This is a genomic window from Vibrio atlanticus, assembly GCF_024347315.1.
Taxonomy (GTDB): domain Bacteria; phylum Pseudomonadota; class Gammaproteobacteria; order Enterobacterales; family Vibrionaceae; genus Vibrio; species Vibrio atlanticus.
In genome coordinates this window covers 1,365,874-1,379,634 of the sequence record NZ_AP025461.1, presented here as the reverse complement: position 1 = coordinate 1,379,634, position 13,761 = coordinate 1,365,874, and the positions used below count along the sequence as shown (strand labels likewise).

11 protein-coding genes are annotated in these 13,761 nt (G+C 43.3%); 5 read left to right on the top strand and 6 right to left on the bottom strand.

Features of this window, described 5'->3' with window-relative positions; all coding sequences use genetic code 11:
- Window positions 1-42: 42 nt before the first annotated feature.
- The 3 genes from OCV30_RS21760 to nirB all read right to left on the bottom strand — a co-directional run bounded on the left by OCV30_RS21760 (window position 43) and on the right by nirB (window position 4,721).
- Window positions 43-1,512 (bottom strand): NarK family nitrate/nitrite MFS transporter, encoded by a 1,470-nt coding sequence (locus OCV30_RS21760; protein ID WP_065679435.1) that lies wholly within the window; start codon window positions 1,510-1,512, stop codon window positions 43-45.
- A gap of 142 nt (window positions 1,513-1,654) precedes the next feature.
- Window positions 1,655-1,999: a nitrite reductase small subunit NirD gene (gene nirD / locus OCV30_RS21755; RefSeq protein ID WP_065679434.1), complete on the bottom strand. Its 345-nt coding sequence runs from the start codon at window positions 1,997-1,999 to the stop codon at window positions 1,655-1,657.
- A gap of 139 nt (window positions 2,000-2,138) precedes the next feature.
- The gene (gene nirB / locus OCV30_RS21750; RefSeq protein WP_065679433.1) at window positions 2,139-4,721 is read right to left on the bottom strand and encodes a nitrite reductase large subunit NirB; all 2,583 of its coding nucleotides are present in this window, start codon (window positions 4,719-4,721) and stop codon (window positions 2,139-2,141) included.
- A 472-nt stretch (window positions 4,722-5,193) separates the two neighbouring features.
- Between nirB and OCV30_RS21745 the strand changes: the two genes are divergently transcribed.
- The 3 genes from OCV30_RS21745 (at window position 5,194) to OCV30_RS21740 (ending at window position 8,837) form a co-directional block, all read left to right on the top strand.
- Window positions 5,194-7,791 (top strand): molybdopterin oxidoreductase family protein, encoded by a 2,598-nt coding sequence (locus OCV30_RS21745; protein ID WP_065679432.1) that lies wholly within the window; start codon window positions 5,194-5,196, stop codon window positions 7,789-7,791.
- A gap of 616 nt (window positions 7,792-8,407) precedes the next feature.
- The gene (locus tag OCV30_RS22970) at window positions 8,408-8,620 is read left to right on the top strand and encodes a DUF2971 domain-containing protein (protein WP_083783993.1); all 213 of its coding nucleotides are present in this window, start codon (window positions 8,408-8,410) and stop codon (window positions 8,618-8,620) included.
- On the top strand, window positions 8,550-8,837 hold the full coding sequence (locus OCV30_RS21740) for a hypothetical protein (RefSeq protein ID WP_170962756.1): 288 nt from the start codon (window positions 8,550-8,552) through the stop codon (window positions 8,835-8,837). The genes OCV30_RS22970 and OCV30_RS21740 overlap by 71 nt, the downstream gene beginning before the upstream one ends.
- Before the next feature lie 41 nt (window positions 8,838-8,878).
- Here the strand turns inward: OCV30_RS21740 and OCV30_RS21735 are convergent, their stop codons facing one another.
- Both OCV30_RS21735 and OCV30_RS21730 read right to left on the bottom strand, forming a co-directional pair.
- Window positions 8,879-9,367, bottom strand: a complete 489-nt coding sequence (locus tag OCV30_RS21735) for an Sbal_3080 family lipoprotein (protein ID WP_032555003.1) — start codon at window positions 9,365-9,367, stop codon at window positions 8,879-8,881.
- Window positions 9,368-9,831: 464 nt separating this feature from the next.
- Complete coding sequence (locus OCV30_RS21730) at window positions 9,832-9,957, bottom strand: YHYH domain-containing protein (RefSeq protein WP_102257609.1); 126 nt, start codon at window positions 9,955-9,957, stop codon at window positions 9,832-9,834.
- Window positions 9,958-10,422: 465 nt separating this feature from the next.
- Between OCV30_RS21730 and OCV30_RS21725 the strand changes: the two genes are divergently transcribed.
- Complete coding sequence (locus tag OCV30_RS21725; RefSeq protein WP_065679431.1) at window positions 10,423-10,800, top strand: hypothetical protein; 378 nt, start codon at window positions 10,423-10,425, stop codon at window positions 10,798-10,800.
- A gap of 161 nt (window positions 10,801-10,961) precedes the next feature.
- The gene (locus OCV30_RS21720; RefSeq protein WP_049779392.1) at window positions 10,962-11,837 is read left to right on the top strand and encodes a prohibitin family protein; all 876 of its coding nucleotides are present in this window, start codon (window positions 10,962-10,964) and stop codon (window positions 11,835-11,837) included.
- Window positions 11,838-11,917: 80 nt separating this feature from the next.
- Here the strand turns inward: OCV30_RS21720 and OCV30_RS21715 are convergent, their stop codons facing one another.
- Window positions 11,918-13,483 (bottom strand): cyclic diguanylate phosphodiesterase, encoded by a 1,566-nt coding sequence (locus OCV30_RS21715; RefSeq protein WP_065679441.1) that lies wholly within the window; start codon window positions 13,481-13,483, stop codon window positions 11,918-11,920.
- Between the last annotated feature and the right edge of the window lie 278 nt (window positions 13,484-13,761).

Here is a 13,761-nt window from a genome sequence, read left to right as displayed (position 1 = left end):
CCTCTCCCGATTCAATAATATCAATGCTTCTTAGTACAGACCCTAGCTTGAAACATTAATCAGTGTGACACTGCCGTCGTCGTTTACTTCGGCGATTTGACCGTTAGGCTCTTCCATGAACAGTAGAGTTACAAAGCCAAGTACCGCTGTTGCAGCAATCACTAAGAAGAACGTTTGGTAGCTCACGAATGACAACACAGTTAGGTAAACTACCGCACCCACGTTACCGTAAGCCCCGGTCATACCTGCAATCTGACCTGTCATACGACGCTTGATTAGAGGAACTGTTGCGAATACTGCACCTTCACCCGCTTGCACGAAGAAAGAACACGCCATCGCTGCGACAACCGCTAGCCATACAGGCCATGTACTGTCGACTTGACCCATTGCGAAGTAACCCACAGCAAGACCAATCGTTAGAATAAGCAGTGTTGGTTTACGACCGAATTTGTCTGAAATCCAACCACCACCTGGGCGAGACATGAGGTTCATAAAGGCATAAGCCGATGCAACCATACCTGCAAGAACCGGTGTTAATTCAAAGGTGTCAGAGAAGAACAGTGGCAGCATAGAAACAACAGCCAGTTCAGAACCAAATGTCGCAAAGTACAATACGTTAAGTACCGCAACTTGCTTGAATTTGTACTGGTGAATCTCTGGTACTTCTTCTTTAAATACGTTCTTGTTTACTTTCCAAACTTGCGACACTTCGTACACGTAAAGCGCAGCCAAACCTGCATACACAGAGTAAACCGCCATGTCAGACAGCATGTTGATGTTGCTTGGTGATAGCTTCCATGTCAGTAGCGCTAGTGCGGCATACATCGGGATCTTCATAATGAGTAGGAAGAAAAAGTCACCCTTTGATGTCACTTCCATTGCCGTTACTTGAGCAGGCTTGAAGTAAGTCGAACCTTTTGGTGTATCCGTTACATTTTTGTAGAAGATAAACGAGAACGCTAAGCTCATAAGGCCAGTAATACCGACCGCATAACGCCAGCCGTCTTCACCACCAAATGCTAAAGCCAGAGTTGGAAGTGTAAATGCCGCTGCAGCTGAACCAAAGTTACCCCAACCTCCATAAATACCTTCTGCTGTACCCAGTTCATTGTGTGGGAACCACTCAGACACAAGGCGAATACCAACGACGAAGCCTGCACCGATGAAGCCTAATAGGAAACGAGCAATCGCCGCTTGAATGAAAGAGTCTGCCATAGCAAACATAAAACAAGGGATTGAACAGACCGCGAGTAGCGAAGAGTAGACCAATCTTGGCCCGTATCGGTCGGTTAACATACCAATGGCGACACGCGCCGGAATGGTCAATGCAACGTTGAGAATAAGGAGTGTTTTGATTTCCTCAGTTGAAAGGCCCAGCGAGGTTTTCACCATTTGCAGTAGTGGGGCAAAGTTGAACCACACGACAAAGGTGATAAAAAAGGCCATCCAACTTAGGTGTAAGGTTTTCATCTTACCCGTAAATGAAAGCAGCGAAAATTTTGTGTTATCCATGGTTTAAATCCTTTAAATCTGGAAAATTACCCGGCTTTAGCTCGTGCGTTACTTCCGAAATGCGAACGCATTAATGTGGCTAAACCCTGTGCCGAAATTGCTCACGCTGATAAAGCGTTTAAATGATGATGTCGGCGTTTAGTTAACTGGCGATAGCAAGTGGTGCGAGAACCTGAACCTGTTCTCCTTGCTTGCGAACTTCAAATTTCACGAGCTTGAGTTCTGGTTGTTCAAGGCACGTGCCAGTTTCTAAGTGGTAATGCTGCTTGTATAAGGGTGAGGCGACGTAAGGCTCACCGCTTAATGAACCAATGATACCACGTGACATCACATTCGCCTTGCCGATAGGGTCGTAATTAGAGAGTCCATAAAGCGTGTCACTGCGCTTGCAGTAAAAAATAGCCACTTGGTTATCGTCTACTTTGGCGCAAATACCACCGTTCGGGGTTAGGTCGCGGGTGCTGCATACGGTTGTCCAATTTTCCATGACTTTCTCCTAGTCAAAACATAAAACTAATAATCAATTTAATTAGGGTGATAGCCGACAGCAGTTTTCTTGGGCTGAGCCACTGTCGACTATCGATATTGGGTTTAGTTGTTACTGATTCACTGACCGTCAATTCGGCTTACGAAACTTCCGTGACTTCGATTTGGTCAGCCTTGGTTAGCATTTCATCGCGTTGTGAATCTGAAGAAGAGCTCAAGCTCGGCTTAGGAAAACGCTGCTCTCGTTCTTTGATGAATGACAGGCTAGTGTCCATTTCTTCGCTGTTGATGTAGTGCTGGAAGCGTTTCATCTTTTCAGGGTTTTCGATGGTGGTTTTCCACTCACACTGGTATTTTTCGATGTTAAGGGCGATGTCAGCTTCAAGTTCTTCAGCAACATTGAGCTTGTCTTCAATCACGACTTGCTTGAGGTATTCGATACCACCTTCAAGGTTCTCCATCCATACTGATGTTCGCTGTAGGCGATCTGCGGTACGTGTGTAGAACATCAAAATGCGGTCGATGTATTGCAAAAGAGTGGTTTCATCAAGGTCGGTAGCAAAAAGGTCACCGTGGCGAGGACGCATACCGCCGTTACCACAGATGTAGAGGTTCCAACCTTTGTCGGTAGCGATAATGCCAAAGTCTTTTGATTGGGCTTCTGCACATTCGCGCGTACAGCCAGAAACCGCAAACTTGATCTTGTGTGGTGAGCGTAAGCCTTTGTAGCGGTTTTCTAGTCGAATCGCTAAGCCAACACTGTCGTCTACGCCGTATCGACACCAAGTGCTACCCACACACGATTTCACGGTACGTACCGATTTACCGTAAGCGTGGCCAGTTTCAAAACCAGCATCGATGAGCTTTTTCCAGATGATTGGCAGTTCGTTAAGTTGCGCGCCAAACAAGTCGACACGCTGACCACCTGTGATCTTGGTGTAAAGGTCGAACTCTTTAGCGACTTCGCCAAGCACGATTAGTCTATCGGGTGTGATTTCACCGCCAGCAATGCGCGGAACCACAGAGTAGGTGCCGTCTTTTTGCATGTTGCCGAGGTAAATGTCGTTGGTGTCTTGCAGTTCGATGTGTTGATCTTCGAGGATGTAATCGTTCCAGTACGAAGCCAAAATTGAACCGACTGCTGGCTTACACACAGTACAACCTAATCCGTTTCCGTGAGAATCTAACAATTCATCAAATGTCTTAATCTTGTTGACGCGAATGATGTCAGTCAGCTCTTGGCGAGAATAGGCAAAGTGCTCACAGATATCGTTAGAAACCTCGACACCTAGGTTACTCAGCTCGCTATCGAGAACCTGTTTAGCAAGGGCAGAACAACCACCACAACCTGTCGAAGCGTTGGTCGTTTCTTTCAGTGCCGCCATCGTGGTACAGCCAGCAGATACCGCGTCTTTAATGTCGCCTTTAGTCACATCAAAACATGAGCAGATCACAGCGCTATCGGGCAGAGCTTCAACACCCATTGCAGAGCCTGAATCATCGGCCACGTTAGGTAAAATCAGCACTGATGGGTTTTCAGGAAGAGGCATGTCATTTTGTTTGATTTGCAGCAGCGAACCGTAAGCTTCGGCGTCACCCACCAATACCGCACCGACAATTTTCTTGCCATCAGCCGATATGATTAGGCGTTTGTAAACTTGTTCAATTTCATCGTTATAGGTATACGATTGAGCGCCTTCTGTTTGGCCGTGTACTTCGCCAATACTGGCTACATCAACACCCAGCAGTTTGAGCTTGGTACTCATGTCGGCGCCAGTAAATGCAGTATCGTTAGTACCGCCGGAGACAATATGCGAAGCCGCGACTTTCGCCATGGAATAACCGGGTGCCACTAAGCCGAAGATCTTGTTGTCCCAAAGCGCACATTCACCAATCGCGTACACATTGTCGATGTTGGTTTGGCAGTGATCGTTAATCACGATGCCGCCACGTTCACCAATGGCGATATCAGAGCTGCGAGCTAGGGCATCTTGAGGGCGAATACCCGCAGAGAATACGATCATATCGGTTTCAAGATGGGTGCCGTCGGCGAAGTTCATTCTGTAGCGAGCGTTCTCACCCGCGACTATTTCTGAGGTTGCCTTCTCGGTGTGAACTTGCACGCCAAGGTCTTCAATTTTTCTGCGTAAAAGCGCACCGCCACCATCATCTAACTGTACGGCCATCAGGCGAGGTGCGAATTCCACTACATGGGTTTCCAAGCCTAGGTTTTTGACTGCGTTTGCGGCTTCTAAGCCAAGCAGGCCACCACCAATCACCACGCCAGATTTACTGCCTTTGCTAGATAGTTCAATGGCGTCTAGATCTTCGATGGTGCGATAAACGTGGCAGTGTTCTTGGTCGTTACCGGGAATTGGGGGAACAAAAGGGAATGAACCGGTCGCCAGAATCAAGGTGTCATAACTCTCGGTATGTCCCGATTCAGTCACAACGCACTTATTTTCAGTATCTAGTTGAGCGACTCTCGCGTTGAGAAGGTAATTGACGCCATTACTTTGGTAATACTCTTCGCTGGTTAATGCCAAATCATCAGCATTTCCGCGCTTGAAGTAAGCGGTCAACTGAACACGGTCGTAGGCCAACCTTGGCTCTTCACTAAAAGTAATAACATCAAACTCATCACTGTCTGATTGCAGGATGTTGTCGATAAATTTGTGTCCAACCATGCCGTTACCCACAACGACGATTTTCTTCTTGCTCATAATCCATTCCTTATTCTCGGCGTCACCATCACTAGCATCTAATTTCTAGTCGTTAGCAGATGAATACCGGGTTGAGATTCCACTCAATTCATAATCATCAAGAAAAACAAAAATGTTTTTTCTAAGTCTTGGTTTTTAGTGGAGCAAGGAGGGTGCCAGATTGCGAGTTGTTCATTTAAATAAAATTTAATCTATATATTTCAGATATTTAAAAATTGAAGGTGGCACGCAATTACCCCTAAAGTGGTATGTGAAATTTTTGTTAGATTTATATAAATGAGCGTTTGTGGTGCAACTTTCTGCAAGATGGTGCAAAAGTTAAGTTTCTATCTTGGTTAAGTTCAATTTTGTTCAGCGTTGATATTTTTCATTTAATTAAGTTGTTGTTTTTAAATAAAAATATTTCAATTTGTTCGGGTGGTGTTAAGTGGCGTGCTATTTGCTTGGTTTGAGTTATTACAATTATGGATAATTGAGCGAGAAACGGATGACCGATTCAAACAGCGGCTGGATAAAATCAACCTGTGCTTATTGTGGTGTAGGGTGTGGAATAGAAGCGAGACCGACATCGTTAGGAAAACTAGAAGTACGTGGTGATAAAGATCATCCATCAAACTATGGAAAGCTATGTACTAAAGGGATTGCGCTCGGCGACACCGTCACGCCTTTAGGACGCCTAACACAGCCTGCTCATATTCAGAATGAGCAAAAACAAGAGCTGGACTGGAACAGTGCCACTCAGTTGGTCGCAGACAAATTCAATCAAACCATCGAAGAGTTTGGGGCCGATTCGGTTGCGTTCTATGTATCTGGTCAGCTGCTTACCGAAGACTATTACGTTGCCAATAAATTGATGAAAGGCTTCATCGGCAGTGGCAACATCGACAGTAATTCTAGACTGTGTATGGCTTCAACCGTGGTTGGGCATAAGCGAGCATTTGGCGCAGACACAGTACCGGTTTGCTACGAAGATCTCGAGCAAGCCGATCTCGTCGTGATTACTGGCTCAAACCTCGCTTGCTGTCACCCTGTGTTATTCCAAAGGTTAAGAGCCGCCAAACAAGCCAACCCTGCATTAAAAGTGATTGTCATTGACCCGCGTTATACCGATACCTGTGAAATTGCCGACATGCACTTGGCGTTGGAATCCGGCTCAGACGTGGCACTGTTCAACGGTTTATTGGGTTACCTCGACGATAACGACAAGCTAGATTCAGACTATATAGAAAACCACACTCAAGGCTTTACTGAAGCGATTCGTTCTGCAAGTCATTATCGTTATACCGAATCAGACTATACCGAATCAAGTAAGGGAGACAAAAGCATTTCTGAGCTAACAGGGCTTACCGAGCAGCAACTCGAACAGTTCTACAAGTTATTTGCTTCAAACGAGAAAGTGCTCACCATCTATTCCCAAGGCGTAAACCAATCCACACAAGGGTGTGACAAGGTGAATGCCATTATTAACTGCCATTTAGCGACTGGAAAAGTCGGTAAAGCGGGAATGGGGCCATTCTCTGTAACGGGTCAGCCGAACGCCATGGGCGGGCGTGAGGTGGGTGGTTTAGCCAATACCTTAGCGGCGCACTTTGAATTTGGTGATCCACAATCACACCAAACCGTCAGCGAGTTCTGGCAAACCGACAGCTTAGCCACACATGCGGGTTTAAAAGCGATCGACCTGTTTGATGCCATGAATGAGGGAAAAATCAAAGCGGTGTGGATCATGGCAACTAACCCAGTCGTGAGTTTGCCTGATAGCGAAAAAATCAAAACCGCATTAGAGAAGTGCCCGTTTGTGGTGGTGTCGGATTGTATTGCCGATACTGAAACCACTCGCTTGGCCGATGTGGTGCTGCCCGCGCAAGGGTGGAGTGAGAAGTCGGGTACCGTGACTAACTCTGAGCGTCGAATCTCACGCCAACGCCGTATATTACCAAGCCCAGGGGAAGCCAAACCCGATTGGTGGATATTAAAAGAAGTCGCACAAAAAATGGGATTCAAAGAGCAGTTTGATTACCGCCACGAAGGCGAGATCTTCAAAGAGTATTGTGAGATGACAGCGCTCGGCAATGAAACAGGCAAAGCGCGTGACTTATGCTTAATTGGACTCACGCAACTGGATGAGAAAGGCTATGGTGAACTCACTCCACAGCAATGGCCAGTGTTAGAGTATCAACCCGAGATCATTGAGCAGCGCATGTTCACCAATGGCGAGTTCTTTACCGAATCTGGCAAGGCGCAGTTTATTGCAGTTGAGCACGACAAACCGATTGCCGATACCAGCGTGGAATTCCCACTTATCATGAACACAGGGCGAATCCGAGACCAATGGCACACCATGAGCCGCACAGGTTTGGCGGCAGGCTTAGGTGAGCATACCCCTGAGCCTTTTGTTGCGATGCACCCAGATACGGTTTCGGAACTAAACTTGGATGAATTTGGGCTAGATTCGTTCAACCGCACGACTATTAATCCAGTGGTGAAAGTGCGCAGCGCACAAGGCGAGTGCCAAGCGCGCTTAGTGGTGACCAAAGAGATGCGCCGCGAACAAGTCTTCATGCCTATCCACTGGAACGCACCCACCGCCAAAGACAGTAAACCGTGTGACTTGATCTTGCCTCATACCGATGCTGCATCTGGTCAGCCAGAATTCAAACACACACCTGTTGTGGTAGAGCTGTGTGGCTATCGCAGTGAAGCCGCACTGGTCAGTGACAAGGTGATGGATTGCAGCGGTTTTGATTACTGGGTACGCCAAAGAGTAGAGGGCGGTTTTCTGTATCGCATCTCATCATCCAAGAACCCAATGGAGCTGGTGATTCAGCTTGCCAACACCCTCGATGCATTACCAGAACCTAACGCGGAGGCGATCAAATCACTCCATTACCACGGCAATAAATCATTCAAGAACTACGGCTCCGCCAAGCTGGGTCAGTCTGGTGTAAAGCAAGCCTTCGTGGTGAACAGTAAGCTAGACCATCAAAGCATCGAATGGCTGGTGGAATGCCTAACCCGAAAAGCCGATGAAGAGTTCGAAGCCGAGTTTTTGAGTGCCATGGCAAAGTAGTTACTACCTCTTATTCACCCATATTTATAACGTAGACGCCGACTATCATGTCGGCGTTTTTGTTTGAAAGCACGACTCCCAAGATATGAACAACTCACATATTGGGTGGTTTTCTGCTTTTCGTCATGTCTGATACGAAGATAAGTAGGTAAGATGATGTTATTAAATGGGTTATTGGACCTAGTGCAGCGCGTCTTGGAAACTAGACAGAATTGTTTCAGAGACAAAATTCAGGATTATTCTGTCTAACATAGCTGTTATGTGATTAGGTGTGAATGTTTAGGTAGAGTGGAAAATGTATGAAAAATTCTGAAGTGGCGTCCTTATAAAAATACAAGCCCCTGAATCAATTCACACTAGATATTATAGCTTCAGAACGCATTAACTATGCACTACCTGAGTCATTTAATGATCCTTTCGATACGAAATGCTCGTTTCCCAGCAATACCGCCATGACTTCATCTACTAATGTAAATAAAATCGCACGAGCCTTTCCCAATGAGCCAGACATTATGGCATTCAAACTCAAAAATGTAATTCCAGATATTGATAGGTTTCATCATCATTTGAAAACTTCGGAATCGTATTACTGACAGAAAACGCAACTGATATTCTAATGTGGTCTCATTATGCTGATAATCACAATGGAATTTTTATTGAGCTAGAAAGAAACGAGCAGAATGAATTGGGCAATCATGAGGTAACTAGAAAAGTAAAATATACTAAAAGTTATCCGTCATTGAATACAAAAATTTTACTTGAAAAAGATAGGTTTAATGCATCATTGCAAAGAGATTTTATACACAAAATATTTGCAATGGAAATATGAAAAAGAGTTGCGAACTTTTAAACCACAAGGTGATAGAGGTTATCCGTTACCCGGAAAAATCTTATCAATCTCTTTTGGCGTAAGAGCGTCACCAATAGACATTGAAATAGTCAAGAAATTAATAGTGGGCACGGAAATAAAGTTGTTCCACGCTGAGTTAAAGCAAGGGGATTTTGGCATTAAGTTCAAAAAATCACATAATAAAAATGTTAGTTGAAGCGTGTATTATAAAGGCCTCGTAGTAGAGGCCCTTAGGAACTAGTTGTTTGGCGTACCACCAAGACAGATTAGTTCGTTTGCTTCGTCTTTTGTCAAATCACTAAGTAAAAGATCTAGTGTTACTTGAGTACGTCGTTCAGCGGAACCAAATTTATCAATGCCACCGCACTTTACTGTGTCAATTTTTACTAGTGCAATCGTTTGACCTTTATCTTTAACCTCAACATTTAGGTAACGCATATAAGTAGCCATATCCCACCACCAGTTTGCAGAATATGTTAGTTTTGGGGCGTCTGTGGTTTTTGAGTTGGACTGAGAGATATCAATAACTTGGTAGTCATATCCGTATTCGTCTAATTTTGCAGCAATGATTTTTTTAATTGAGTCTTTTGTTCGGCCATCGTCAATTATCAGTAGTTCCTTGTTTTCTAAATACGTTGTATCTAGTTTTTGTAACTCAACAATTGCGTTGTTAGCGCAGCCTGCAAGTAGCATTATTGAAAAAGTAGCGACAAGTTTTTTTAACATTGGTATTTCCAGGGTGGTGTAAATCGCGTGCATACTATCATGCACCAATTACCAATTAAATGGTGCGATATTCCTTATTATGCAAAGGATTGATGAGTATCATTTCCCGTTTTTATTTTGAATGGGGTAAGAATGCCGGGAAGTAGAAAATAGCGAGGTTTAGCCCCGCCAAATAGTGGCTTGGTTAGTTACAAATTGTAATGTCGCCAATAGTGCTACATGTTTTATTATCACGATCGCCATTGATAATAGTCGTGTGTGTGTTAGCAAATACATTCGCTGTGAAAAGAATTGCAATTATTGCGATTGTTTTTTTCATTTTGACGTGGTCGTCCAATCTAACTTTATTTTAAATAGACATAACATAACACAACTCGGTGTCATGCATTGAGAAATTAATTCTTCTAACTGCTCTTCTGAAACTGTTTTTTTATCAATGTAGAAGAACGAGTACATTAGTAGAATTAGTGACAATGACGCACACCTGTGCGTGAGTCTACGTGACAACCGTAACTGTCTGTGCCACCAGAGTGTGCGTAAGCAGTAAAAGCTGAAAGAGCTAGAAATAAAGCTAGTGCGATGTGTTTCATTGGTGTTGTTTTCTTATCATGTAAATTAAAGAGCTCGGATTTTAGTGAATTTCCATAAAAACAGAAATGAAAAATTTTTATCGTTACCATTAGAGGTTATGTCTGGCTTCTATTAGTGCCTGGAAAACATCACATAACGAATAAGGATTAAGGTGTTGCGCAGCCAACACTAAATCCCAAGTGTTGAACAAGCCCAAGATAAGGTTGCGATAGCAATCTTATCAACCAGTTAGCTGTTCTTGGTTTCTTTCGTCGTCACATCTCCTCTGATTTCGAAAATGCCATTCTCTTTATTATCGATGCCTTTCGGCTAGGTTAAAGTCACCATCAAATTACGAACTGACATCATCTGTGATAATGAGAACTAATCGCGTTAATTATTTACCTTGCAAGTTTTGACTGATAAGGTGTTGTTAAAGAAAGGGTTATCGTATTGCCGTTGGTTGGCTCTATGGAGGAGGAACAATGGAAAGTGGCAAAAAGAATATTTGGCTTGAGTTTGATTCGATTGTAACAAGGAAGAGCCCAAAGCCTCTTAAGCTCAATACGTTAGAAAATATATACGTTAAAGAGCATGACATTAAAAGTAAAATTACAAGGTCGTTTTTTATTGCGGTTGTGTTTAGTTTACCTATTTTCCTTTTTCGTCCACTTGCTGGTATTGGTGTGTTTTCCATAATTGGCATCGCTGGATACCTTTTAACCAAAAAGTATGAGTTACGTGTCGGTGTTTTCAATAACGATGACGTTGGTGTTGTAGAGTCTGGGTTATATTCGTCAAACGAACGCGAGGAACTCGATGGAATAGTAAGACTCGTGATGGAATATAAAGCAGACAAGTAATAATAAATCAGGATTAATATGATGCGTTACGCTCGGCGGTTACGCTCGATGGTTACAGTAAGAGTACCGTGTACTTAACTAGTTCTGTGGGGCTCACCTTCTTGCGAGCGTAAAGATTAGTATAGATTATTTACACATATAATAAGTTGGTTGGTAAAAACATGAAACAAGCTGTAGAAATGAAGAAATTTAACTTACCTATTAAAAAGCTAGGTGCCGGAATTACCGTTGCTTTTGTTCTCTTTAGTTCAGTTTATACTGTTAATGAGGGGCACATTGGTATTGTTAAGCGCTTTAGTGAAGCTAAAACACAGGTAAGCCCAGGCTTACACTTCAAAGTCCCGTTTATCGACAGCGTTGAAGAAATTGAAGTTCGAACACGCAAGAATGAAGAGAAAATGGCCTCTAGTACAAAGGAGCAGATGCCAGTTACTGTCGTCGTATCCGTTAACTGGACGGTAGATAAATCTGCAGCGTTAGATCTTTTTAGACAGTATGGCGGTCTTCCGCAATTTGAAGCTCGTATTCTTGACCCTAGGTTTAGGTCTGCAACCAAGGATGTTATTCCCAAGTATGATGCAGAGCAGTTAATTCAAGATAGAGCGAGTGCTATTCAGGCGATTGAATCCAATTTAATTGAAGAAATGGCCGCGTTTCCAGTAAGCGTAGATAATATACAGATTGAAAATATAGCCCTACCCAAAAAATACCTTACTTCAATCGAAACGAAGCAGACTGAGAAAAACTTAGCCGCAGCAGAGAAACATAAACTGGCTAGACAAAACTTAGAAGCTCAAAGAGCCGTAAATACGGCAAAAGCCGAAGCTGATGGTATTGAGCTTATCGCTATAGCTGAAGCTAAGGCGATTAAATTAAAAGGTTTTGCTGAAGCAGAAGCGATTAATGCAAAGGCCAAAGCTCTTGGGGATAACCCGTTAATTATTAAACTGACCGAAGCTCAAAATTGGGACGGAAAGCTACCAGCAACAATGTTGGGTGGTGAAAATATGCCTATTTTGGACATGAGAGCTAAGTAGGGTTAAGGAAACTAAAAGTTGTTCCCAACACAGACTTCATGTCGGTGTTGGGTTTGTGCTTTATACCAATCTAAACCAAATCACACTTCAGCGTTGAGGTACAGTTCCTCAACGTTATCTGATTCAAAATCTTGCTGTTTGATCAAGCTAATGGCGAGGCTTATTGGCATAGGTTTATAGAAGTAGAAGCCTTGGATGTAGTCGACGCCTAGTTTCGACAAGATCTTCAGTTGTGACTCGTACTCAACGCCTTCAACTATGACCTGCATGCCTAAGGTGCGTGATAACTGAAGCATGGATTCTAATAGTGGGATACCAAAACTGGATTCGTCGGATATGTTTTTCACGAACACGCGATCAACCTTGAGAATACTGAACGGAAATTGCCTTACAAAATCTAGTCCTGCGTAGCCAGTACCAAAGTCATCTATGGCAATTCTTACACCAAGCTCAGAGAGCTTTTGCAAGTTGTCCTTAATTTTGACCATATCGGCATCAGAACACTCACCATCCTCTGTCACCTCGAAAACCACTTGCTTGAGAATCTCAGGGTGTCTTTTAAAGATGCTAATCACTTTATTCGTGAAGTTACTGTTGGATACAACGTTTCGGCTGATGTTGACGCTGATGTACTTTGATGCAAACACCTCTGGATTACTTTTCAATGTCGTTAACACTTCATGCAGCACGAAATAGGTCAGCTTCTCAATCAAGCCTAAACTTTCAGCCAATGGAATGAAGATAGCAGGAGAGACGTTACCTTCAATTGGATCGTTCCATCTCAATAATGACTCACAGCCTACGATTTTATTGGTGCTTTGATTAACGATAGGTTGCATGTGAACATGTAGGTGTTTGTTTTTCAGAGCACTGGATAGCGAATATTCTAAGCTACGTTGGCTCTGTTTTTTATGCTTGAGGGAAAGGCGAATAATGGTCGTAATTCCCGCCATAAGAAAGCCAAACCATAAGTGACTCAGCATGAAGTTAATATAATACTGATAACCAATGTATGAGGTGACGGTAAATGGGTAGATGTCTGACTGTATCCGTACTGTCGCGTTGTATGAGCCGAGGTCGGTAGGGTGAATGTCTCTTTTGATCACCTCAACTTTAGAGTTAATGCCCTGGCTATTCAAATTAGCTTCTACAAGCTCAAAGATGAAGTGCGGAGGAATCATCAGGCTCACTCCTGAGCCTTCCTTAGTCGAGAATATTAGCATGATGGATTGCACCTTAGTAATCGCTGAGTTTGAATACGATAAGGTGGTTAAATTTGGGGCTTCATTGAGCCGCTGCCTGATGGTGTTGTATAGGCGAAATGAAACTTCACCCTCGGTGGTTGAACAGTAAAATCGGTTCTCTTTGTCGAACACCGCGGCTTCTTTCACCCAATCAGCTTCAAAAACGTTTTGTCGAAGTTGTCTAACAATCGTGTCGCAAGGCTGATCTGGGGTAATTTCAGATAAAAAACGGTCGAACCTTGATTGAATCCCTTCTAACCTCGTTTCTACTAACCTTGATGTGTCTTCGGTTAACGTTTGGTAATGAGAAGGTGTCAAAGGAATGAGCAATGCCATGAAAAAAAAGAAAGAAATGGCAAAGAAGAACGAAGTTTTGGCAAAATGGTGGTACTTGATATCCATATTAAGAGAAGCGTGACCGATTGGTGTGTGCATGCAACTTAATTTATAAATTTAGCGATAATAACGCAAGCTTATGCATAAATAGTGTGAACAAAAGTCTGAGTTATTGATATAAATAGCGTAACGCATGGTCGCACTATAGAAATCAGGATGTTAGCCGTACCTTTTGTTTGATGATGACGTGATGAATTTTTGTTATTGGGTCTCAGTTGAATGGCTGAATACTGGTCCGTTTTTAAACTAATCGATAATATTGCTATTTATTTTGGTGGTGACAG

Bases quoted from the DNA above. Each gene is read 5' to 3' on its own strand.
- nirB (WP_065679433.1), bottom strand. From the start codon at position 4,721: ATGAGCAAGAAGAAAATCGTCGTTGTGGGTAACGGCATGGTTGGACAC.
- OCV30_RS22970 (WP_083783993.1), top strand. From the start codon at position 8,408: ATGTGGTCTCATTATGCTGATAATCACAATGGAATTTTTATTGAGCTA.
- OCV30_RS21730 (WP_102257609.1), bottom strand. From the start codon at position 9,957: ATGAAACACATCGCACTAGCTTTATTTCTAGCTCTTTCAGCTTTTACT.
- OCV30_RS21715 (WP_065679441.1), bottom strand. From the start codon at position 13,483: ATGGATATCAAGTACCACCATTTTGCCAAAACTTCGTTCTTCTTTGCC.
- OCV30_RS21720 (WP_049779392.1), top strand. From the start codon at position 10,962: ATGAAACAAGCTGTAGAAATGAAGAAATTTAACTTACCTATTAAAAAG.
- OCV30_RS21735 (WP_032555003.1), bottom strand. From the start codon at position 9,367: ATGTTAAAAAAACTTGTCGCTACTTTTTCAATAATGCTACTTGCAGGC.
- OCV30_RS21725 (WP_065679431.1), top strand. From the start codon at position 10,423: ATGGAAAGTGGCAAAAAGAATATTTGGCTTGAGTTTGATTCGATTGTA.
- OCV30_RS21760 (WP_065679435.1), bottom strand. From the start codon at position 1,512: ATGGATAACACAAAATTTTCGCTGCTTTCATTTACGGGTAAGATGAAA.
- nirD (WP_065679434.1), bottom strand. From the start codon at position 1,999: ATGGAAAATTGGACAACCGTATGCAGCACCCGCGACCTAACCCCGAAC.